General features: G+C 54.7%; 16 protein-coding genes and 4 tRNA genes. 17 read left to right on the top strand and 3 right to left on the bottom strand.

All coding sequences use genetic code 11. The features are described from left to right. Positions 1-19: 19 nt before the first annotated feature. The 3 genes from frr to LC531_RS16330 form a co-directional block, all read right to left on the bottom strand. Positions 20-583 carry a ribosome recycling factor gene (frr, locus tag LC531_RS16340; RefSeq protein ID WP_223652129.1) on the bottom strand — a complete coding sequence of 188 codons (564 nt, stop codon included), beginning with the start codon at positions 581-583 and terminating at the stop codon, positions 20-22. A gap of 171 nt (positions 584-754) precedes the next feature. Continuing rightward, a complete protein-coding gene (gene pyrH, locus LC531_RS16335) occupies positions 755-1,555 on the bottom strand; it encodes a UMP kinase (RefSeq protein ID WP_223652128.1) in 801 nt (266 codons plus the stop codon). Between the two features lie 40 nt (positions 1,556-1,595). Beyond that, the gene (locus LC531_RS16330; RefSeq protein WP_223652127.1) at positions 1,596-2,099 is read right to left on the bottom strand and encodes an acyl-CoA carboxylase biotin carboxyl carrier protein subunit; all 504 of its coding nucleotides are present in this window, start codon (positions 2,097-2,099) and stop codon (positions 1,596-1,598) included. A 99-nt stretch (positions 2,100-2,198) separates the two neighbouring features. Here LC531_RS16330 and LC531_RS16325 point away from each other — a divergent pair, with 99 nt between their 5' ends. From LC531_RS16325 to rpsG, 17 genes are all read left to right on the top strand, one after another. After that, positions 2,199-4,778 (top strand): M1 family metallopeptidase, encoded by a 2,580-nt coding sequence (locus LC531_RS16325; protein WP_223652126.1) that lies wholly within the window; start codon positions 2,199-2,201, stop codon positions 4,776-4,778. A gap of 171 nt (positions 4,779-4,949) precedes the next feature. Beyond that, a tRNA-Tyr gene (locus tag LC531_RS16320) sits at positions 4,950-5,029 on the top strand. Positions 5,030-5,114: 85 nt separating this feature from the next. Next, positions 5,115-5,187, top strand: a tRNA-Gly gene (locus LC531_RS16315). Positions 5,188-5,265: 78 nt separating this feature from the next. Beyond that, positions 5,266-5,337 (top strand) — tRNA-Thr (locus LC531_RS16310). Between the two features lie 165 nt (positions 5,338-5,502). Then, positions 5,503-6,693, top strand: coding sequence for an elongation factor Tu (gene tuf, locus LC531_RS16305; RefSeq protein ID WP_223652125.1), 1,191 nt, complete (start codon positions 5,503-5,505; stop codon positions 6,691-6,693). A 125-nt stretch (positions 6,694-6,818) separates the two neighbouring features. Next, a tRNA-Trp gene (locus LC531_RS16300) sits at positions 6,819-6,892 on the top strand. A gap of 52 nt (positions 6,893-6,944) precedes the next feature. Then, positions 6,945-7,142, top strand: a complete 198-nt coding sequence (gene secE / locus LC531_RS16295) for a preprotein translocase subunit SecE (RefSeq protein ID WP_223652124.1) — start codon at positions 6,945-6,947, stop codon at positions 7,140-7,142. Positions 7,143-7,153: 11 nt separating this feature from the next. After that, entirely contained in the window at positions 7,154-7,711 is a 558-nt protein-coding gene (gene nusG / locus LC531_RS16290) for a transcription termination/antitermination protein NusG (RefSeq protein WP_223652123.1), read from the top strand. Positions 7,712-7,876: 165 nt separating this feature from the next. Next, entirely contained in the window at positions 7,877-8,320 is a 444-nt protein-coding gene (rplK, locus tag LC531_RS16285; protein ID WP_223652121.1) for a 50S ribosomal protein L11, read from the top strand. A gap of 20 nt (positions 8,321-8,340) precedes the next feature. Further along, a complete protein-coding gene (gene rplA, locus LC531_RS16280; protein WP_223652119.1) occupies positions 8,341-9,039 on the top strand; it encodes a 50S ribosomal protein L1 in 699 nt (232 codons plus the stop codon). A 15-nt stretch (positions 9,040-9,054) separates the two neighbouring features. Beyond that, on the top strand, positions 9,055-9,609 hold the full coding sequence (rplJ, locus tag LC531_RS16275) for a 50S ribosomal protein L10 (RefSeq protein ID WP_223652117.1): 555 nt from the start codon (positions 9,055-9,057) through the stop codon (positions 9,607-9,609). A gap of 63 nt (positions 9,610-9,672) precedes the next feature. Next, positions 9,673-10,053, top strand: coding sequence for a 50S ribosomal protein L7/L12 (gene rplL / locus LC531_RS16270; protein WP_223652115.1), 381 nt, complete (start codon positions 9,673-9,675; stop codon positions 10,051-10,053). Positions 10,054-10,396: 343 nt separating this feature from the next. Next, positions 10,397-14,263, top strand: coding sequence for a DNA-directed RNA polymerase subunit beta (gene rpoB / locus LC531_RS16265; protein WP_223653977.1), 3,867 nt, complete (start codon positions 10,397-10,399; stop codon positions 14,261-14,263). A gap of 348 nt (positions 14,264-14,611) precedes the next feature. Continuing rightward, complete coding sequence (gene rpoC, locus LC531_RS16260; RefSeq protein ID WP_223652113.1) at positions 14,612-18,970, top strand: DNA-directed RNA polymerase subunit beta'; 4,359 nt, start codon at positions 14,612-14,614, stop codon at positions 18,968-18,970. A 348-nt stretch (positions 18,971-19,318) separates the two neighbouring features. After that, complete coding sequence (locus LC531_RS16255; RefSeq protein ID WP_223652111.1) at positions 19,319-19,645, top strand: DUF3467 domain-containing protein; 327 nt, start codon at positions 19,319-19,321, stop codon at positions 19,643-19,645. A 137-nt stretch (positions 19,646-19,782) separates the two neighbouring features. Continuing rightward, the gene (gene rpsL, locus LC531_RS16250) at positions 19,783-20,214 is read left to right on the top strand and encodes a 30S ribosomal protein S12 (protein WP_068340417.1); all 432 of its coding nucleotides are present in this window, start codon (positions 19,783-19,785) and stop codon (positions 20,212-20,214) included. A gap of 96 nt (positions 20,215-20,310) precedes the next feature. Beyond that, the gene (rpsG, locus tag LC531_RS16245) at positions 20,311-20,778 is read left to right on the top strand and encodes a 30S ribosomal protein S7 (protein ID WP_133656894.1); all 468 of its coding nucleotides are present in this window, start codon (positions 20,311-20,313) and stop codon (positions 20,776-20,778) included. Positions 20,779-20,870: the final 92 nt, after the last annotated feature.

Genomic DNA, 20,870 nt, shown 5'->3' with positions numbered 1-20,870 from the left:
GGCACAAATTTGGAGGACCTCAGATGGTCATAATCTCCGACTCCTTCTTGCTGAAAAGCTTGTCTACCTCGGCAATGTGGGCGTCGGTGTACCTCTGCACTTTACTTTCAGCGTCCTTCACGGCATCTTCGGGCGCGCCGTCTTTTTGCAGCTTGCGCAAAGCCTCATTCACGTCTTTGCGAATGCCACGCACGCGCACTTTGCCACTTTCAGCCTCGTTTTTAGCCTGTTTCACGAGGTCGCGGCGGCGCTCCTCCGTCATAGGCGGAATATTAAGGCGCACACCATCAGCATCGGCGATGGGATTCAAACCCAGGTCACTGTTTTTAATGGCTTTGGCCACCTCGCTCACCATATTTTTTTCCCAGGGCTTGATAAGCAGCGAGCGCGGGTCAGGAGCCGAGATGTTGGCAATCTGCGATACGAGGGTAGGCGTGCCGTAGTAATCCACGCGCAGGCTATCGAGCATGGCCGGCGAGGCTTTGCCAGCTCGGATGCGGCTCATTTCTACGTTGACGTGCGAGATGGCCTTACCCATTGATTCCTCTGCGTCGCTGAGATAAAACTGAATTTCTTCGTCCATTTTTTTAAAAGTTAGGTTCCTGGCTTTTTCAAACTCCTGGTTCCTGGTTTGTGATAGAGCGCGTGGATGGTAGCTTCCAGCCTCTTCGCAATAAAAATTGGTTGTGTTCTTACCCTGCTTTCTGTCTAGCAAAACTAGAAACCAAGAACCAGAAACTAAGAACTCAACGTACTACGCTTGCTTGGCCGGGTTGCCATGCGTGGGCCGCAAGCCGCTGAGCTTGGCATCGAGCGAGGGGGTAGGGGCCGTAGACCGGGGCGCGCCGCCCATTGTAACCTTGGTGCCCAGCTTTTCGCCGGCCAGCAGGCGCTCTAGGTTGCCGGGCGTGTTCATGTCGAAAACGATAATGGGCAGGTTATTTTCCTTGCACAGCGTGAAGGCAGTCATGTCCATCACGTTCAGGTTTTTCTCCATTACCTCCTCAAACGAGATTTCGGAGTAGCGGGTCGCCGTGGGGTCCTTTTCGGGGTCAGCGGTGTAGATGCCATCCACGCGGGTGCCCTTCAGCACCACATCGGCCTCAATCTCGATGGCCCGCAACGAGGCGGCCGAGTCGGTGGTGAAATAAGGCGAGCCGATGCCGGCCCCAAAAATCACAACCCGGCCTTTTTCCAGGTGCCGCACTGCCCGGCGACGGATGTAGGGCTCGCACACCCGCTGAATGGTGAGGCCCGAGAGCAGCCGGGTGCTTACCTCCAGCTTTTCGAGGGCACTCTGCAAGGCCATTGAGTTGATGACCGTGGCCAGCATGCCCATGTAGTCGCCCTGCACGCGGTCGAGGCCGAAGGCCACGGCTTCCACGCCCCGGTAAATGTTGCCGCCGCCAATCACGACGGCCACCTGCACGCCCGTAGCCGCCACGGCCTTTATTTCGGAGGCATACTGCATAAGACGCTCAGCGTCAATACCGTATTGCTGTTCGCCCATCAACGACTCGCCGCTGAGCTTAAGAAGAATTCGATGATAAGCCAAAGGAAGGGGGGTAGAGAAAGAGTGAGTAGGGGAGGGCAGGCTAGGCAAACTGCACCAGCACCTGCCCCTTAGTAACGTTGGCGCGCAGCGCCACTTTGATGCTGGCGATGGTGCCGTCGGCGGGAGCTTTCAAAATATTTTCCATCTTCATAGCTTCCAATACTAATAGCGGGTCGCCCTTCTGCACGGCCTGACCGGGCTGCACCCGGATATCAATAATAAGCCCAGGCATAGGTGCCTTTAGCTCATTAATTTTAGTTGTATTGGCGGCGCTGAACCCTAGCCGGTCGAGCAGTTGGTCGAACCGGTCTTTGGCCTGCAACTCCACGCGCTGCCCGTTGATTTTCAGCGCGAAGGTCTTGGTCACGAAATCAGCGGCCAGCACTTCGGCCGAGTAGGAGCGACCCGCGTGCAAGACGTGGAAGCGCCCGTTGCCGAGGGCGGCCACATCCCAGACAAAGGGCTGGCCATTGAGGGTAACGGAGTCAGTGGCCTGAAAGTCCACCTCCCAACTGTGTGCCGGGCCAGTGCTGATATGAAGCATAGAGGAAGCCGGCCGGGCAAGCCAACGCGGGCTTAAAGGTAAGATGAATCTTAATTTCGTCGGAACTTGCTCCGCTATTCCCGCCGTCCGTTTTCTTCTATGCGTTATTTATTTTTCAGCATTCTTATAAGCTGTACACTGCTTAGTCTACCGGTACTAAGCCAGTCAGCCGGCAATAAAGGCAAAGCTGCTTCCCACCGAAAGCCCGTTACCCCGGCCCCGGTAGCAGCAGCTCCGCCGGTTTCGTCGGGCATCACGGTGCCTTCGTGGCTGCCGCCCGCCACGCCTGCCCATCCTACCCCTACACTACTCAGCGACGTGGTGGATACCAAATTGGACGTGCGCTTCGACTACGCGCATCAGTATTTGCTGGGCACGGCTGTGCTCACGCTGCGCGCGCATTTTTATCCGCAAAGCAATTTGCTGCTCGATGCCAAAGGGTTTGATATAAAAAGCGTACAGCTGCTCGGTACGAAGGCTCCCAAAAACCTGACTTATAAGTACGATGGCCGGCAGCTGGCCATCACACTGGACCGCGCCTACCCCCGCGAGCAAACGTACCAGCTTCGCATCGCCTACGTGGCCAAGCCCAACGAGTTGCCCGCCGGGGGTAGCGAAGCCATTACCTCCAATAAGGGACTATATTTTATTAATCCCCTGGGTAAGGAGCCCAACAAGCCCCGCCAAATCTGGACGCAGGGCGAGACGCAAAGCAACTCGTGCTGGTTTCCGACTATCGACCACCCGAACCAGCGGATGACGCAAGAAATTACCCTCACCGTGGAGGACCAGTTCAAAACCCTCTCTAACGGCCTGCTGGTGGCCTCCCGCAAAAACGCCGACGGCACCCGCACCGACACCTGGCGCCAGAGCCTACCTGCTGCGCCCTACCTCACGATGCTAGCCGTGGGCGACTTCGCGGTGGTGACCGATACTTGGCGCGGCAAGCCCGTGCAGTACTTCGTGGAGCCTAAATACCAACATACGGCCAAGGCAGTGTTTGGCCGCACGCCCGAGATGATGGAGTTTTATTCCAAAAAGCTCGGCGTGGATTTTCCGTGGGAGAAGTACGACCAGATTGCCGTGCGTGACTACGTGAGCGGCGCGATGGAAAACACCACCGCCACCGTGCACGGTGCGGCCATTCAGGCTACCCCCCGCGAGCTGCTCGATGCCAGCTATGAAACCTCGGAGTCCATTATTGCCCACGAACTATTTCACCACTGGTTTGGCGACTACGTCACCTGCGAGTCGTGGAGCAACCTGACGCTCAACGAGGGCTTTGCCAACTACTCGCAGTATTTGTGGGCTGAATATAAATACGGGGCTGATGCCGCCGCCCTCGTGCAGCAGCAAGACCTCGCCCACTACCTCGAAGAGGCCGAATCGAAGCGCGAGCCGCTCATTCGCTACCACTATGCCAATCGGGAGGACATGTTCGACCGCCACACCTACGAGAAGGGGGGTAGGGTACTGCACATGCTGCGCAAGTACGTGGGCGATGATGCCTTCTTCAGCGCGCTCAACCTATATCTGACTAAAAATAAGCTCAGCGCCGTCGAGGTTAGCAAATTACGGGAGGCTTTTGAGGAAACCACCGGGCAGGACCTGCTATGGTTTTTTGACCAATGGTTTATGCAGCGCGGCCACCCCGAGCTGAAAGTTTCGCACGCCTACGCCAATGGCCAAGTGCTGCTGCACGTGCAGCAAACTCAGGATACGCTGTTTCAGCCCGTTTATCGGCTGCCCGTCACAGTCACAGTCTGGCAAAAAGAAAAGCCCACCGACCACCATATTGCCATCACCAAAGCCGACCAGACCTTCTCCTTCCTGGCGGCCGATAAGCCCACGATGGTGAAGTTTGACAGCGAAGCCCAACTGCTGGGCCAACTCGATGAAGAGCGCACGCCGGAAGAGTTGATTTTTCAGTTCTACCACGCCCAGAACTACCTGCAGAAGTACGAAGCCCTCGACTTACTCCAAAACAAGACTTCTGATTTTAACGTGAGCGGCCTGATGCGCAATGCGCTCATGGATAATTTCTACGCCGTGCGGCGCACCGCGCTCGACCACCTGCGTGGCTACCGCGGCCCCAGTGCCAACGCCGTGCGCGGCGAGATTCAGCGCCTAGCCACCACCGACCCTAATAGCGCTGTGCGGGCTCAGGCGCTGGTTACCTTAGCTACTTTCCCCAGCGAGAACTATAGCAGTACTTACCTGGCTGCCCTGCGCGACAGCTCCTACCTAGTAGAAGCTGTCGCGGTCGATGCGTTGACCAAGCTTCCCGGCATAGCCGCCCACCCCCAGCTGGCCGCCCTCGAAAATACGCCTAGCTCCACGCTACTAGTCGCGCTGGCTAATTACTACGCCCAGCGCGGAACGATGGACCACTACTCGTGGTACTTGCGCCGCCTACCCGACCTCACCGACCCCGATTTATATCAGTATCTGCAAGCATTCGGCACTTTCATGATACAAATGCCCGTGGCAGAGCGCGAAAAAGGCATTCATACCCTCGAAGTACTAGCCCGGACTCATCCGCAGTACTTCGTGCGTCTCGGTGCCTACCGCGGCTTACTGAACCTAGCCCCTAGTCAGCCCGACCTGAAAACGGTGTTAGCCGATATAAAAGCGAAGGAAACGGACGAGCGGTTAAAAGCGTTCTACAACCTGATGTGAATGAAGTATAAAACAGGGGGGTAGGGCGCTACCACCAGCTGTTTTTAACTCGTAAAAACAAAAGAGAGCCACTTTGATTAAAGAAAATTTCAGGTTCAGCTCTTGCATCTTTCTAAAAAAGCCGTACTTTTGCGTCTCAATTCCGGTAAACGGCCGGATTTGAGTAAAAATGGGGGTATCGCATAGTGGCAATTGCGGGTGACTGTAACTCACCTCCTTCGGGTTCATAGGTTCGAGTCCTGTTACCCCCACATTTTGGTAGATGAGTAAGTAGGTAAATGAGTAGCCCGGCTTCAAAGCAGCTTTACTTATTTATTCATTTGTCCATTTGCTCTCGCGGGAGTAGCTCAGTTGGTAGAGCGACAGCCTTCCAAGCTGTAGGTCGCGAGTTCGAACCTCGTCTCCCGCTCTCTTTTCTGGCTGTTGGCTTCTGGTTGTTAACTCAAAAGCGAAAAAATTAATAATCAACAGCTTAAAAATAGATTAAGCCGTTTTAGCTCAGTGGTAGAGCACTTCCTTGGTAAGGAAGAGGTCATGGGTTCAAATCCCATAAATGGCTCAGCAACGACGGAACTACCCACCTTCGGGCCGGGTTAGGGCCGGGTCAGCAGGAGAAGCGATACGCAGCACCAAAGCCTGAATTGGCCCGCGCTGGGTTTCGCTTTCTTGCCATATAGACTACTTGCTTTTTACTTAATTTCCTCTTTTTTCTCAACTCTTTACAATGGCTAAAGAAAATTTCGACCGGTCGAAGCCGCACGTAAACATCGGCACCATCGGTCACGTTGACCACGGCAAGACGACTCTGACCGCCGCCATCACTTCGGTGCTGGCCAACCAGGGTCTGGCTGAAAAGCGCGACTTCTCCTCGATTGACAACGCCCCCGAGGAAAAAGAGCGTGGTATCACCATCAACACGGCGCACGTAGAGTATTCAACGGTTAACCGTCACTACGCCCACGTGGACTGCCCCGGCCATGCCGACTATGTGAAGAACATGGTAACGGGTGCAGCTCAAATGGACGGTGCTATCCTCGTGGTAGCCGCCACCGACGGCCCCATGCCCCAGACCCGCGAGCACATCCTGCTGGCCCGTCAGGTAGGCGTACCTCAGTTGGTAGTATTCATGAACAAAGTAGACATGGTGGATGACCCCGAGCTGCTTGAGCTCGTGGAAATGGAAATCCGCGAACTCCTCTCGTTCTACAACTTTGACGGCGACAACATTCCGGTTATCCAGGGCTCGGCCCTGGGCGGCCTGAACGGCGATGCCAACTGGGTGCCCAAAATCAACGAGCTGATGGCGGCGGTTGACTCGTTCATTCCGATTCCCGCTCGTCTCACCGAACTGCCCTTCCTGATGCCGGTAGAAGACGTGTTTTCGATTACGGGTCGTGGCACGGTTGCCACCGGTCGTATTGAGCGCGGTATTATCAACTCGGGCGAGCAAGTTGACATCCTCGGGATGGGCGCTGCCGAAGGTCTGAAATCGACGGTAACGGGCGTGGAAATGTTCCGCAAAATCCTGGACCGTGGTGAAGCTGGTGATAACGTAGGTTTGCTGCTTCGTGGTATTGAAAAAGAGGCTATCCGTCGCGGCATGGTTATCTGCAAGCCCGGCTCGGTAAAGCCCCACCAGAAGTTCAAGGCTGAAGTGTACGTACTTTCGAAAGAGGAAGGCGGCCGCCACACCCCGTTCTTCAACAACTACCGCCCGCAGTTCTACCTGCGTACCACCGATGTTACTGGTATCATCACCCTGCCCGAGGGCGTGGAGATGGTAATGCCTGGCGACAACATCACCATTACCGTTGAGCTTATCAGTAAGGTGGCGATGGAGAAAGGCCTCCGTTTCGCTATCCGTGAGGGTGGCCGTACGGTAGGTGCCGGTCAGGTAACCGAAATCCTCGACTAGTCTAGCTTAACTGCTAAAAAGTAACATAATCCGCTTCTGATTTATCGGGGGCGGATTTGTTTTGCATACAAAGTTTCGTACCTTTGCACTCCCATTGGCAAATAGCGCCTTCGGGAACAACCCTTACGAGTGTAGTTCAAGGGTAGAATAGAGGTCTCCAAAACCTTTGATGGGAGTTCGAATCTCTCCACTCGTGCCACTTAGGCTGCTACTGGCGGTCTCTTTTCAGCCCTTACCGGCTTATTTATATCATGGCTAAGCTGAATACCTACTTCCGCGACACCGTTGAGGAGATGCGTTATAACGTAACGTGGCCTTCAACTGCTGAGCTGCAAAAAAGTGCCGGTTTGGTACTGATTGGCTCACTGGTGTTTGCCGCCGTGGTAGGCCTAATGGATGTGAGCTTCAACTCGGTCCTACAAGCCTTTTATCAATCTTTCGCCCGTTAGGCTCCTAGGAAATGGCGGAATTAAACTGGTATGTGGTTCGCTCGGTGAGCGGCCAGGAAAAGAAGGCGAAAACATACATGGAGACCGAAATCGGTCGCCACAACTTGCAGGAGTTACTTCCGCAGGTGCTGATTCCGGTGGAAAAGGTCTTCGAGATGCGCAACGGTAAGAAGCGCGTCCGGGAGCGCAACCTGTATCCGGGCTACATCATCATCCATTCCGACTTGACCCACGGGGAGGTGCAGAATATCATCACGTCCACGCCGGGCGTCATCGGTTTCCTAGGCGATAAGGAAACCAAAACCACTAATGCCAAGCCGGTGCCGCTGTCCCTCACAGAGGTGAACCGCCTACTGGGGGTAGTAGACGAAGCAGAAGAAAAATCGGCCGAGTTGGAAACTCCCTTCGCGGTAGGCGAGCTAGTAAAGGTGATTGACGGACCATTCAACGGCTTTAGTGGCAACGTGAACGAGGTGTTCGAGGAGCGCAAAAAGCTCAATGTAATTGTCAAGATTTTCGGCCGTGCGCAGCCGGTCGAGTTAAGCTATACCCAGGTAGAGAAAGAATAGTGTTTTTCGCATTTTATTTTTCTTTTTTCGAAAAATAAAATGCGAAAAACGAATTAATAAAACGTCGTTCAGTATCCACTCCGGCTGAACGGGGCTTCCACAGGAGTATTATTTGAACTGAGGCTGACCGAGTTACGTCGATTAAGCCGCAGCTTTACAAACCAAATGGCCAAAGAAATAAGAGGTTATCTGAAGCTTCAGGTAAAGGGAGGCTCCGCGAATCCCGCGCCGCCGATTGGACCTGCGCTTGGTAGTAAGGGCTTGAATATCATGGAATTTTGCAAGCAGTTCAACGCTCGCACCCAGGATAAAGCCGGCCAAATCTGCCCCGTCCTAATTACGATGTACACCGATAAGTCTTTTGACTTCGTCATCAAGACTCCCCCGGTACCGGTTCTCCTCATGGATGCCGCCAAGTTGCAGAGCGGCTCCAAAGAGCCGAACCGTAACAAAGTGGGCTCAGTAACTTGGGACCAGGTGCGGACCATCGCTGAAACCAAAATGCCCGACCTGAACGCTTTCAAAGTGGAGTCGGCCATGAAGCAAGTAGCCGGTACGGCTCGCAGCATGGGTATCACCGTGAAGGGCACTTCGCCGTTTGCTGAATAACTAACCGGAGGATATACACAATGGCAGCAATCAGCAAAAAGCGCAAGGAAGCCCTTGCCAAACACGACCTGACGCAGGTACGCAACCTGCTCGAAGCCGCGCAAGTGGTGAAAGACATTTCCTATACCAAGTTCGACGCCTCAGTTGACATTGACGTGCGCCTGGGTGTAGACCCCCGCAAAGCTGACCAGATGGTACGCGGCGTGGCTACTCTACCCCACGGCACCGGCAAAGTAGTACGCGTACTGGCCCTCGTTACTCCTGACAAGGAGGCCGAAGCCACTGCCGCCGGCGCTGACTTTGTAGGTCTGGACGACTACATCGCCAAAATTGAGAAAGGCTGGACCGATGTGGATGTGATTATCACCATGCCTTCGGTAATGGCTAAAGTTGGCCGTTTAGGCCGGGTATTGGGTCCACGTGGCCTGATGCCGAACCCGAAGTCGGGCACAGTAACAACCGACGTAGCTAAAGCGGTGCAGGAAGTAAAGGCTGGCAAAATCGACTTCAAAGTTGATAAAACCGGTATTATTCACTGCTCGGTGGGTAAGGTTTCATTCGACCCTACCAAGTTAGCCGAAAACGCGCTGGAAGTGATTCAGACCTTGGGGCGCTTAAAGCCGTCATCGTCGAAAGGTACCTATATCCGCAGCATCACGCTCAGCAGCACTATGTCGCCGGGCGTGCCGGTGGACAGCACGGTTTCTTCTGCTAACTAATTAATCCAACCAGCCATGAATCGGGAAGAAAAGCAAGCCCTCGTGGATGAGTTGAGCGAGAAGTTTCAGTCGCACAACGCATTCTATATCGCCGATGCCTCCGGGATGTCGGTAGCGAAAATCAACGAATTCCGTCGCCTCTGCTATAACCGCGGCCTGGAGTTCAAGGTCTACAAGAACTCGTTCATCCGCAAAGCCCTAGATACCCTTGGTGGCGATACGGTGGAGATGGATGAGGCGCTGAGAGGCCAATCGGGTGTTCTGTTCTCGAAAGAGAGTGGTTCGGCTCCGGCCAAACTGCTGAAAGACTTCTACAAGTCGCAGGCCTACGGCCGGAATGTCAAGCCGAAGCCCGTTCTGAAGGGCGCTTACGTGGATGCCAGCATCTACACTGGCGCGGACCAGCTGGACACGCTCAGCACGATTAAAGGCAAGCAGGAGCTTATCGGTGAAATCATCGGCCTGCTGCAATCGCCCGCTAAGAATGTTATCTCTGCGCTTTCGAGCGGGGGTAGCAAACTGGCTGGCATCCTCAAAACGCTTTCCGAAAAAGAAGAGAATGCAGGCTAACCGCTGCTCAACTTTTTCAACTTTCAATAAATTTTCACAACCCCTTTTTACCAATCTACAGAAATGGCAGATTTGAAAGCCTTCGCTGAGCAGCTCGTTAGCCTCACCGTTAAAGAAGTAAATGAACTTGCTGGTATCCTGAAGGATGAGTACGGCATTGAGCCGGCCGCAGCCGCTCCGGTAATGATGCAAGGTGGCGGCGGTGCCGCAGCCGCTGAAGCTCCCGAGGAGAAGACATCGTTCGATGTAATCCTGAAAGCAGCCGGTGGCGCTAAGCTGGCGGTCGTGAAACTAGTAAAAGACCTGACTGGCCTGGGCCTGAAAGAGGCTAAGGAACTGGTTGACGGTGCCCCTAAGCCCGTAAAAGAGGGTGTTACTAAGGACGAGGCTGAGGCCCTGAAAAAGCAGCTCGAAGAGGCTGGCGCTGAAGTAGAAGTTAAGTAGTGCTCTTCTTTGGGAGCTTTCCCAATCCGGATTAGACCTGGCAACGCGCCAGGTCTTTTCCTGTTTGGGGCGACCAATTAGAATTTGCAACCTAAAACCACTGGTTTTGGTTGTCTCATGCTGGCCTTGTTGAAAGACGGGCGGCGTAACCTTAAACAGAAGACCTTATCACGTTAGGCAACGATTGAGTGAGTCACTCCAACCGAAACCAAATGCGATAAGGTCTTTTGCTACGCTGTTCAGCAGCAAGTAGTTAAGCACGATAAAATAGCTTACGTGTACATTTAAACTTCTTCTCCAATTGGCTACACCGAAAGCACTAGAGGCGGCCGAGGTCAAACATTTGACCGGCGCCAGTGAGCGAATCAACTTCGCCAAGATTAAGAAAGTTATTGAGTATCCGGACTTCCTGGACGTGCAGGTGCAGTCGTTCCAGGAATTCTTTCAGCTCGAAACCGCCGCCGCGAACCGGACGAACGAAGGCTTGTTCAAGGTTTTTGCTGAGAACTTCCCTATTTCGGACTCGCGTGAGAACTTCGTGCTGAATTTTATTGACTATCACGTTGACCCGCCGAAATACACGGTGGATGAGTGCATTGACCGCGGCCTGACCTACGCCGTGCCGCTGAAGGCGAAGCTGCAACTCATCTGCAACGACAAGGACAACGAAGACTTTCAAACGATTGAGCAGGAAGTTTTCCTGGGCAATATTCCGTACATGACTGAAAAAGGCTCGTTTGTAATTAACGGCGCGGAGCGCGTTATCGTATCGCAGCTGCACCGTTCGCCGGGAGTGTTTTTCGCCCAAAGCAAGCACACGAACGGTACTAAGCTGTATTCGGCCCGTATTATTCCGTTCAAAGGCTCGTGGATTGAATTTGCCACGGACGTGAACAACGTGATGTACGCTTACATTGACCGTAAGAAGAAATTCCCGGTTACTACCCTGCTACGCGCCATCGGTTATGGCACGGACAAAGACATTCTGGATTTGTTCGGGCTGAGCGAGGAAGTAAAAGCTGACAAAAAGAACCTCAAGAAAGCTGTTGGTCGCAAGCTAGCCGCCCGTGTGCTACGCACTTGGACGGAAGACTTCGTGGACGAGGACACCGGCGAAGTGGTCTCCATTGACCGTAACGAGGTATTGCTAGAGCGCGACTCAACCATCAACGAAGAGGATATTGATACTATAGTGGAAGCCGGCGCGAAGTCGGTTATTCTGCACCGGGAAAATGTGAACATCGCTGACTTCGCGATTATTTACAATACCCTCCAGAAGGACAACTCCAACTCGGAGAAAGAGGCCGTGGAGCAAATATACCGGCAGCTTCGCAACACGGAAGCCCCTGACGAAGAGACCGCACGCGACATTATCCAAAAGCTATTCTTCTCCGACAAGCGCTATGACCTCGGGGAGGTAGGGCGCTATCGGATTAATAAGAAGCTGCAAATTGGCATGGAGCAGCAGTCGCGGGTGCTGACTAATGAGGACATTGTACTCATTGTGAAGTACCTGATTGGCTTGATTAATTCTAAAGCTATTGTAGACGATATTGACCACTTGAGCAACCGCCGGGTGCGTACCGTGGGCGAGCAGCTTTACGCGCAGTTTGGCGTGGGCTTGGCTCGCATGGCACGTACTATCAAGGAGCGCATGAACGTGCGCGACAATGAGGACTTCAAGCCGGTGGATTTGATTAACGCCCGCACCTTGTCGAGCGTAATTAACTCGTTCTTCGGCACCAACCAGCTGTCGCAGTTCATGGACCAGACCAACCCGCTGGCCGAAGTGACGCACAAGCGTCGCGTATCGGCGCTTGGGCCGGGAGGTTTGAGTCGCGAGCGAGCAGGCTTTGAGGTGCGTGACGTGCACTATACGCACTACGGCCGCCTTTGCACCATCGAGACGCCGGAAGGCCCGAACATCGGCCTGATTTCGTCGCTCTGCGTGCACGCCCGCGTGAACTCGATGGGCTTCATCGAAACGCCCTACCGTACGGTAGTAAGCGGGAAGGTGGACATGAGCCCGAACGTCAAGTTTCTGACGGCCGAGGAAGAAGATACGCACCACATTGCGCAGGCCAACTCGCTGCTGAGCAACGAGGGTAAGATGACGCAGGACTTGGTTAAAGGTCGTTTTGAGGGTGACTTCCCGGTGGTAGCACCGGATGAGTACACCTATATGGACGTAGCCCCGAACCAAATTGTATCGGTGGCCGCTTCGCTGATTCCGTTCTTGGAGCACGACGATGCCAACCGTGCCCTCATGGGCTCGAACATGCAGCGCCAGGCAGTGCCACTATTGCGTCCCGAAGCTCCTATTGTGGGTACGGGCTTGGAAGGCCGTACGGCCATTGATTCACGTTCGCTCATCATCGCTGAAGGCGAGGGGGTAGTGGATTCAGTAGATGCTAACCGCATTATTATTAAGTACGACCTGTCGGAAGACGATATGGCCGTTAGCTTTGACGCGGAGCGTAAAACGTACAGTCTCATCAAGTTCCGTCGTACCAACCAAGATACCTGCCTCAATCTCACCCCGTTGGTCAAGAACGGCGAGCGCGTGAAGAAGGGCCAGGTTCTCTGTGAGGGCTACGGTACCAACCGGGGTGAACTGGCGCTGGGCCGCAATATGCAGGTAGCTTTCATGCCGTGGCAGGGCTATAATTTCGAGGATGCCATCGTCATCTCGGAGCGCGTGGTGCGCGACGACATCTTCACCTCGATTCACATTGAAGAGTTTGAACTGGAAGTGCGAGAGACCAAGCGCGGCGAGGAAGAGTTAACGTCGGAGATTCCAAACGTAAGCGAAGAAGCCGTACGTAACCTCGACGATAACGGCATCATCCGCCTCGGCGCGGAGGTGCGGGAAGGCGATATTCTCATCGGTAAGATTACGCCCAAGGGCGAAACTGACCCGACCCCGGAGGAGAAATTGCTTCGTGCCATCTTCGGCGACAAGGCCGGCGATGTAAAGGACGCTTCGCTTAAAGCGCCGCCCTCGCTGCAAGGCGTGGTAATTGGTACCAAGCTGTTCTCGCGCCCGAAAAAGGACAAGAACTTGCGGGCCAAGTCGAAGAAAGAAGTTGAAGACCTCAAGGAAGGCTACGCCCGCGAATTGCGCGGTGTGAAAGCCATCATGATTGATAAGCTGGTAGCGCTGCTGGAAGGCAAAACGAGTCAGGGTATCAAGCATCGGTTTGGGGATGACGTGCTTTCGAAAGGTGTAAAGTTTAACCGGAAGAACATCAGCGAAGCGCTGTTCCCCGACAAGAACGCTTACCGCGACGAGAGCAACTACGCCGTGCCGGAAGAAGTTAACCTCTTTAAGGACTTGCAACTCGACCATTGGACGGCTGATAATCGCGTGAACGAGATGCTGCAACAGCTCATCAAGAATTACGCGAAGCGCCGCAATACCATCACAGCCCGCTTCAAACGCGAACGCTTCACCTTGGAAGTGGGCGACGAGTTACCCGCCGGCATCGTGCAACTGGCTAAAGTCTACATTGCCAAGAAGCGCAAGTTGAAGGTGGGAGACAAGATGGCCGGTCGCCACGGTAACAAAGGGGTAGTAGCCCGCATCGTGCGCGATGAGGACATGCCCTTTCTACCCGACGGCACGCCGATGGACATCGTGCTGAACCCACTGGGTGTACCAAGCCGGATGAACATTGGTCAGATTTACGAAACGGTGCTCGGCTGGGCCGGTCTGAAAATGGGTCGCACCTACGCTACCCCTATTTTCGACGGCGCTACCGAGGACGAAGTAGCTAAGGAACTGACTGCGGCTGGCTTGCCCGACTGGGGTAGGGCCTACCTGTACGATGGCTTAAGCGGCGACCGTTTCGACCAGGCGATAACCGTGGGCGTGATTTACATGCTCAAGCTCGGTCACTTAGTGGACGATAAGATGCATGCCCGCTCCATCGGGCCGTACTCGCTCATCACGCAGCAGCCGCTGGGGGGTAAGGCGCAGTTCGGTGGCCAGCGCTTCGGCGAGATGGAGGTGTGGGCGCTGGAAGCCTTCGGTGCTTCCAACGTACTGCAGGAAATACTGACCGTGAAATCTGACGACGTGGTAGGTCGGGCCAAAGCGTATGAAGCCATCGTGAAAGGTGATGTGCTGCCCAAGCCCAATATTCCCGAGTCGTTCAACGTGCTTATCCACGAATTGCGTGGTTTAGCACTAGAGATTTCGCTGGATTAAGTTGGTTAGTTGAGGCCGCTGGCTGCTGGAATATATTCGGCGGCCGGCGGCTTAAGCTAGGTTTCTAGTAAGCATTTGCTATTCAGCTAAATAAGTGCACCAGACCTGGCAGCGATTACCAAACCAGAAGAATAGTAGTTTATCCCTTTAGCCCAACCTCACGACACCCCTACTCCGAGACAGGTCAGGGTAGCATAAGGTGGGACGGCTTATATTATATAAAGTAGCAAAGACCTAGCGAAAACCTACTGCGCGGCGTACCTGTCTGACCCGCAGAGCACTTTTTGTAGTGTCGAACTGTTAGAGGAAATTCTAGCAGGTTAAAAATAACCGCTAAAACCATCGTCAATGGCTTTTGCAAAAAATAAGAAATTAGTACAGGACTTTTCTAAGGTCACTATCTCGCTCGCCTCGCCCGAAGCAATTCTGGAGCGTAGCACTGGTGAAGTAGTGAAACCCGAAACAATTAACTATCGCACGTACAAGCCCGAGATGGGTGGCCTGTTCTGCGAGCGGATTTTCGGGCCGGTAAAGGACTGGGAATGCCACTGCGGTAAATACAAGCGCATCCGCTACAAGGGCATCATCTGCGACCGTTGCGGCGTGGAGGTGACTGAGAAGAAGGTGCGCCGTGAGCGCATGGGCCACATCGAATTGGTGGTGCCCGTAGCCCACATCTGGTACTTTAAGAGCCTGCCGAATAAAATCGGCTACTTGCTGGGAATGCCCACTAAAAAGCTCGACCAGATTATTTACTATGAGCGCTACGTGGTGGTGCAGCCCGGCGTGCAGGGCGAAGAAGGTGTGCAACAGCTCGACTTCCTCACCGAAGACGAGTACCTGGACATCATCGACAAGCTGCCCCGCGAAAACCAGATGCTGCCCAACGATGACCCGCAAAAGTTCATCGCCAAAATGGGAGCCGACGCGCTGCAAATGCTGCTGGAGCGCATCAACCTCGATGAGTTGAGCTACTCGCTCCGCGACTCGGCCGCGCACGAAACTTCGCAGCAGCGTAAGGCTGAGGCGCTGAAGCGTTTGCGCGTGGTAGAAGCGTTCCGCGATGCGGCGACCCGCGTGGAAAATCGCCCCGAGTGGATGGTTATCCGCATGGTACCCGTGATTCCGCCGGAGCTACGCCCGCTGGTGCCGCTGGATGGCGGCCGCTTCGCTACCTCGGACTTGAATGACTTGTATCGTCGCGTTATCATTCGTAATAACCGCCTCAAGCGCCTGATTGAAATCAAAGCGCCGGAAGTGATTTTGCGCAATGAGAAGCGCATGCTACAAGAAGCCGTGGATTCGCTCTTCGACAACTCGCGCAAGGTAAATGCCGTGCGCGCCGAAGGCAACCGGGCCCTCAAGTCGCTGTCTGACATGCTGAAAGGCAAGCAGGGCCGCTTCCGCCAGAACCTGTTGGGTAAGCGCGTGGACTACTCGGGCCGTTCGGTTATCGTAGTAGGCCCCGAGTTGAAGCTGCACGAGTGCGGCTTGCCCAAGAACATGGCGGCCGAGCTGTTTAAGCCGTTCATTATCCGCAAGCTTATTGAGCGCGGGATTGTGAAGACGGTGAAATCGGCCAAGAAAATTGTGGACCGCAAGGATGCCGTGGTATGGGATATTCTGGAGAACGTGCTGAAGGGCCACCCCGTGCTTCTCAACCGGGCGCCTACCCTCCACCGTTTGGGTATCCAGGCGTTCCAGCCGCGCCTCATCGAGGGCAAGGCTATCCAACTGCACCCACTTGTTTGTACGGCTTTTAACGCTGACTTCGACGGTGACCAGATGGCCGTGCACGTGCCCCTCGGGCCGGCCGCTATTCTGGAGGCTTCGATGCTGATGCTGGCCTCGCACAACATCTTGAACCCGGCCAACGGCGCGCCAATTGCGGTGCCGTCGCAGGATATGGTGCTTGGGCTGTACTACGTGACCAAGGGTAAGCGCTCGACTGAGGACGAGAAAATTCAGGGTGAGGGCCGCGTATTCTACTCCGATGAGGAGGTAGTAATCGCCCTTAACGAGAAGCAGCTTTCTAAGCACGCTTACATCAAGGTGCGCACGATGGTGCGCGACGAGAACGACGACTTGGTGCAGAAGACTATCGAGACCGTTGCCGGCCGCGTACTCTTCAACCAGCTCATTCCGGCCGAAGTCGGCTTTGTGGACGAACTGCTGACCAAGAAAAAGCTTCAGCAGATTATCTCGCTGGTGTTCAAGCGCACCGGCATGGCCCGCACCGCGCAGTTCCTGGACGACATCAAGACTCTTGGCTTCCAGTCGGCCTACAAAGGCGGCTTGAGTATGGGTCTGGGTGATATCCAGATTCCGAAGGAGAAGGATATTCTCATCAAGCAGGCGCAGGCCGACGTAGCTGCCGTAATGCAGAACTACCAGATGGGTCTGATTACGAACAACGAGCGCTACAACCAGGTAATTGACATCTGGACCCGTATCAACTCGCAGATTACGGAGACACTCATGGGCCGCCTTGAAAAGGAGGACCAGGGTTTCAACTCCATTTACATGATGATGCACTCGGGCGCTCGCGGTTCGCGGGAGCAGATTCGCCAGCTCGGCGGGATGCGCGGCCTGATGGCCAAGCCACAGAAGTCGCTGCAAGGCTCGGTAGGCGAGATTATTGAGAACCCGATTCTGTCGAACTTCAAAGAAGGTCTGGATGTAATCGAGTACTTTATCTCGACGCACGGTGCCCGTAAAGGTCTGGCTGACACGGCTATGAAGACGGCTGACGCTGGCTATCTAACCCGTCGTCTGGTGGACGTATCGCAGGACGTTATCGTGAACGAGCCGGATTGCGGCACGTTGCGCGGTACCGAAACCTTCGCCCTCAAGGATAACGAGGATATTGTGGAGCCGCTCTCCGAGCGTATCCTTGGCCGCACGGCCGTGCACGATATCATAGACCCGCTAACCGAAGAGCTGATTCTGACCGCTGGCCAGCAAATCACGGAGGAAATTACCCGCCGCATTGATGCGACCAGCATTGAGTCGGTGGAGATTCGCTCGGTGCTGACTTGCGAAAGCAAGCGCGGCATTTGCGCCAAGTGCTACGGCCGTAACCTGGCGACTGGCCGCATGGTACAGAAGGGCGAGGCCGTGGGCGTTATCGCGGCGCAGTCTATCGGCGAGCCCGGTACGCAGCTGACGCTCCGTACGTTCCACGTGGGCGGTACGGCCTCTAATATTGCTGTGGAAGCTAATATCCGCGCCAAGTTCTCAGGCGTAGTTGAATTCGAGGATATTCGGGCCGTAGCTGGGGTCAACTCCGAAGGTGGAAAAACCAACGTGGTGATGGGCCGCTCGGGTGAGATTCGGATTGTGGAGAAAGGCACCGGTAAGGTGTTCATTTCCAATCACGTTCCCTACGGCTCATTCCTACTGGTAAAAGAAGGCCAAGAGGTAGAGAAAGGAGTGGAGCTGGTTAATTGGGACCCGTACAACGCTGTTATTCTGGCTGAGTTCGACGGTACTATTCAGTACGATGCCCTCACTGAAGGCATTACTTACCGCGAGGAAACCGACGAACAGACGGGCTTCCGCGAGAAGGTAATCGTAGAGTCGAAAGACAAAGCGCAGAACCCGTCGGTACTGTTGCACCCCGCAAAGGGTGCGGATGCCGATTCGCAGAAATCGTACAATATGCCGGTAGGCGCGCACTTGAACGTCGAAAACGGCGTGAAAGTGAAGGCTGGCCACATCTTGGCCAAGATTCCGCGGGCCGTGGGCAAAACCCGTGATATCACAGGCGGCCTACCCCGTGTAGTGGAACTGTTCGAGGCGCGTAACCCGTCGAACCCGGCCGTCGTGTCGGAAATTGATGGGGTAGTGACCTACGGCTCGGTAAAGCGTGGCAACCGTGAAATCTTCGTAGAGTCGAAAGACGGTGTAAAGCGCAAGTATATGGTGCCGCTGTCGAAGTTTATCCTCGTGCAGGACAACGACTTCGTGCGGGCCGGCTCGCCGCTCTCCGACGGTGCCATTACCCCGAGCGATATCCTGAACATTCAGGGTCCCAGCTCGGTGCAGCAGTACCTCGTGAACGAGATTCAGGAAGTGTACCGCTTGCAGGGCGTGAAAATCAACGACAAGCACATTGAAGTCATTGTTCGCCAGATGATGCAGAAGGTGCTCGTAATGGACGCCGGCGACACTAGTTTCCTCGAAAACCAACTCGTGGACAAAGTACTGCTGATGGAGGAAAACGACGTGGTAATTGATATGAAAGTCGTAATGGATGCTGGCGATTCGTCAGAGCTACGGCCCGGTCAGATTATCTCTTCCCGCAAGCTGCGCGACGAAAACTCGTCGCTTCGCCGCCGTGACCTCAAGCTTGCCGAAGTGCGCGACGCGCAGCCGGCTGTTTCGCGGCCTACCCTCCAGGGTATCACGCAAGCTTCGCTGGGCACGGCCTCGTTCATCTCGGCCGCTTCCTTCCAGGAAACGACTAAGGTGCTAAGCGAAGCCGCTATCCGCGGAAAGGCCGACGAACTGCTAGGCCTGAAGGAGAACGTGATTGTCGGTCACCTCATCCCGGCCGGCACCGGCCTGCGTGAATATCAGGGCATCGAGGTTTCCTCGAAGGAGGAGTATGCTACCCGCCAAGCCGCGCAAGCAGCCGAGCAGGCAGTTCCTACCCCAGCTAAACGCCCCAGCCGCGCCAAGCGTGAGACGACGGTGCAGGAATAACGATTGACGTAGGTTTGTAAAAGCAAAACCCCCGGTTGGCGTGCGCTGGCCAGGGGTTTTTGTTTGATTATCTCTAGTCAATAAAAAACCCAGTTGTCATGTCAAGTACTTGGTGGCTAAAGTTTTCGATTAGACTGACGATAAACGTTGTCGTATTTTTAGGGTTTGGTATACTATCTACCGCAACTGGTCTTTGGGCAGTAGAAGCGTTTAATAATTTTCAACCACAGAGGTATCACTTACAGACAGGAACTGCTTGTTTAATTATCTGTTTGATATGCGTGTTTATATGCTATGCAGCCATCTATTCTGTAGTGCGCCTGTGGCGGACACGCTTCAATAAATAATATGCAACCCAACCAACCCCTCAACCCTGACCCCAACGCCCTCAACATTGAGTTGAGCGAAGCCATTGCTGAAGGCGAGTACGCCAATCTGGCCCTGATTGCCCATAGTAGTAGCGAGTTCGTAGTGGACTTCATTCGCCTGCTACCGGGCGTGCCCAAGGCCAAGGTTAAGGCCCGCATTATCCTCACACCCGAGCACGCTAAGCGCCTGCTATCGGCGTTGGAAGAGAATATCCAGCGCTTCGAGCAGAGCTACGGCCCGATTAAGATGCACCAAGATGCACCGCAGTACCCGATGAACTTCGGCGGCGCGGTGGGGGAGGCGTAAGGCTCAGGATATGGCAGGGGGTAGGGCAGCACCAGAAGATTAACTTTTTCCGGAAGTTTGCTATTGCCAAACCAATTTCGTACCTTTGCAGGCCTGAAAATTTGGGAGCAAACGGCTCCTGTTCAACCAATCGCTAAATGCCAACCATCAACCAACTAGTACGGAAAGGCCGGGAAGCGTTGACTACCAAGTCAAAGTCGCCCGCTCTTGATTCGTGCCCGCAGCGTCGGGGCGTATGCACTCGCGTGTATACCACCACGCCTAAGAAGCCGAACTCGGCTATGCGCAAAGTGGCCCGTGTGCGCCTTACCAACGGTAAGGAAGTGAACGCATACATTCCCGGTGAAGGCCACAACCTCCAGGAGCACAGCATCGTGCTCATTCGCGGAGGCCGGGTAAAAGACCTGCCAGGCGTGCGCTACCACATCATCCGTGGTGCCCTCGACACGGCTGGGGTAAGCGGCCGCTTGCAGCGCCGCTCCAAGTACGGCGCCAAGCGCCCGAAGCCCGGTCAGCCCGCCGCAGCCGCTGGTAAAGGTGGCAAGGGCGCACCCGCTAAAAAGAAGTAATTTATTAGTTGTCAGTTGCTGAGTAAAAGGGGGGTAGGGCACCAGTTGCCCCGCACCTTTTTACTTGGCAGCTAACAACTGACAACTATATAAACCATGCGCAAGTCAAAACCCAAAAAGCGGATTCTCCTGCCGGACCCCAAGTTCAAGGAGACGCTCGTGACCCGTTTCGTCAACTACATGATGTATGACGGGAAGAAAAACCTGGCCTACACCATCTTCTACGATGCCGTAGAGCAGGTAGAAACCCGCACCAAGGAAAGCGGCCTCGAAATGTGGCGCAAAGCGTTGAACAACGTAATGCCGACCGTAGAGGTGAAGAGCCGTCGCGTAGGTGGCGCTACTTTCCAGGTGCCGATTGAGGTGCGCGCCGACCGCCGCATCGCCGTGGGCTCGAAGTGGCTGATTCAGTACGCGCGTCGCCGCGGCGAAAAAACCATGAAGGACAAGCTGGCCGGCGAAATCATCGCCGCTGCTAAAGGCGAAGGTGCTGCCGTCAAGAAGAAAGACGACACCCACCGCATGGCCGAGGCGAACAAAGCCTTCTCGCACTTCCGATTCTAATCAGGTGCGAATGAGCGAATGAGTGAATGGGTGAGTGGTTTCGGAAGCGGAACTGTTCAGCCGGTTCACTCATTCGCTTGTTCACTAAATCA

The organism is Hymenobacter psoromatis, from assembly GCF_020012125.1.
GTDB classification, from domain to species: domain Bacteria; phylum Bacteroidota; class Bacteroidia; order Cytophagales; family Hymenobacteraceae; genus Hymenobacter; species Hymenobacter psoromatis.
Note: the sequence above shows the minus strand (reverse complement) of the source record. Positions and strands in the feature narration are given on the sequence as shown.

What these genes read in the sequence shown, in the direction of transcription:
- frr (WP_223652129.1), bottom strand. Translation starts at nt 583, where the DNA reads ATGGACGAAGAAATTCAGTTTTATCTCAGCGACGCAGAGGAATCAATG.
- LC531_RS16330 (WP_223652127.1), bottom strand. Translation starts at nt 2,099, where the DNA reads ATGCTTCATATCAGCACTGGCCCGGCACACAGTTGGGAGGTGGACTTT.
- LC531_RS16325 (WP_223652126.1), top strand. Translation starts at nt 2,199, where the DNA reads ATGCGTTATTTATTTTTCAGCATTCTTATAAGCTGTACACTGCTTAGT.
- tuf (WP_223652125.1), top strand. Translation starts at nt 5,503, where the DNA reads ATGGCTAAAGAAAATTTCGACCGGTCGAAGCCGCACGTAAACATCGGC.
- secE (WP_223652124.1), top strand. Translation starts at nt 6,945, where the DNA reads ATGGCTAAGCTGAATACCTACTTCCGCGACACCGTTGAGGAGATGCGT.
- nusG (WP_223652123.1), top strand. Translation starts at nt 7,154, where the DNA reads ATGGCGGAATTAAACTGGTATGTGGTTCGCTCGGTGAGCGGCCAGGAA.
- rplK (WP_223652121.1), top strand. Translation starts at nt 7,877, where the DNA reads ATGGCCAAAGAAATAAGAGGTTATCTGAAGCTTCAGGTAAAGGGAGGC.
- rplA (WP_223652119.1), top strand. Translation starts at nt 8,341, where the DNA reads ATGGCAGCAATCAGCAAAAAGCGCAAGGAAGCCCTTGCCAAACACGAC.
- rplJ (WP_223652117.1), top strand. Translation starts at nt 9,055, where the DNA reads ATGAATCGGGAAGAAAAGCAAGCCCTCGTGGATGAGTTGAGCGAGAAG.
- rplL (WP_223652115.1), top strand. Translation starts at nt 9,673, where the DNA reads ATGGCAGATTTGAAAGCCTTCGCTGAGCAGCTCGTTAGCCTCACCGTT.
- rpoC (WP_223652113.1), top strand. Translation starts at nt 14,612, where the DNA reads ATGGCTTTTGCAAAAAATAAGAAATTAGTACAGGACTTTTCTAAGGTC.
- LC531_RS16255 (WP_223652111.1), top strand. Translation starts at nt 19,319, where the DNA reads ATGCAACCCAACCAACCCCTCAACCCTGACCCCAACGCCCTCAACATT.
- rpsL (WP_068340417.1), top strand. Translation starts at nt 19,783, where the DNA reads ATGCCAACCATCAACCAACTAGTACGGAAAGGCCGGGAAGCGTTGACT.
- rpsG (WP_133656894.1), top strand. Translation starts at nt 20,311, where the DNA reads ATGCGCAAGTCAAAACCCAAAAAGCGGATTCTCCTGCCGGACCCCAAG.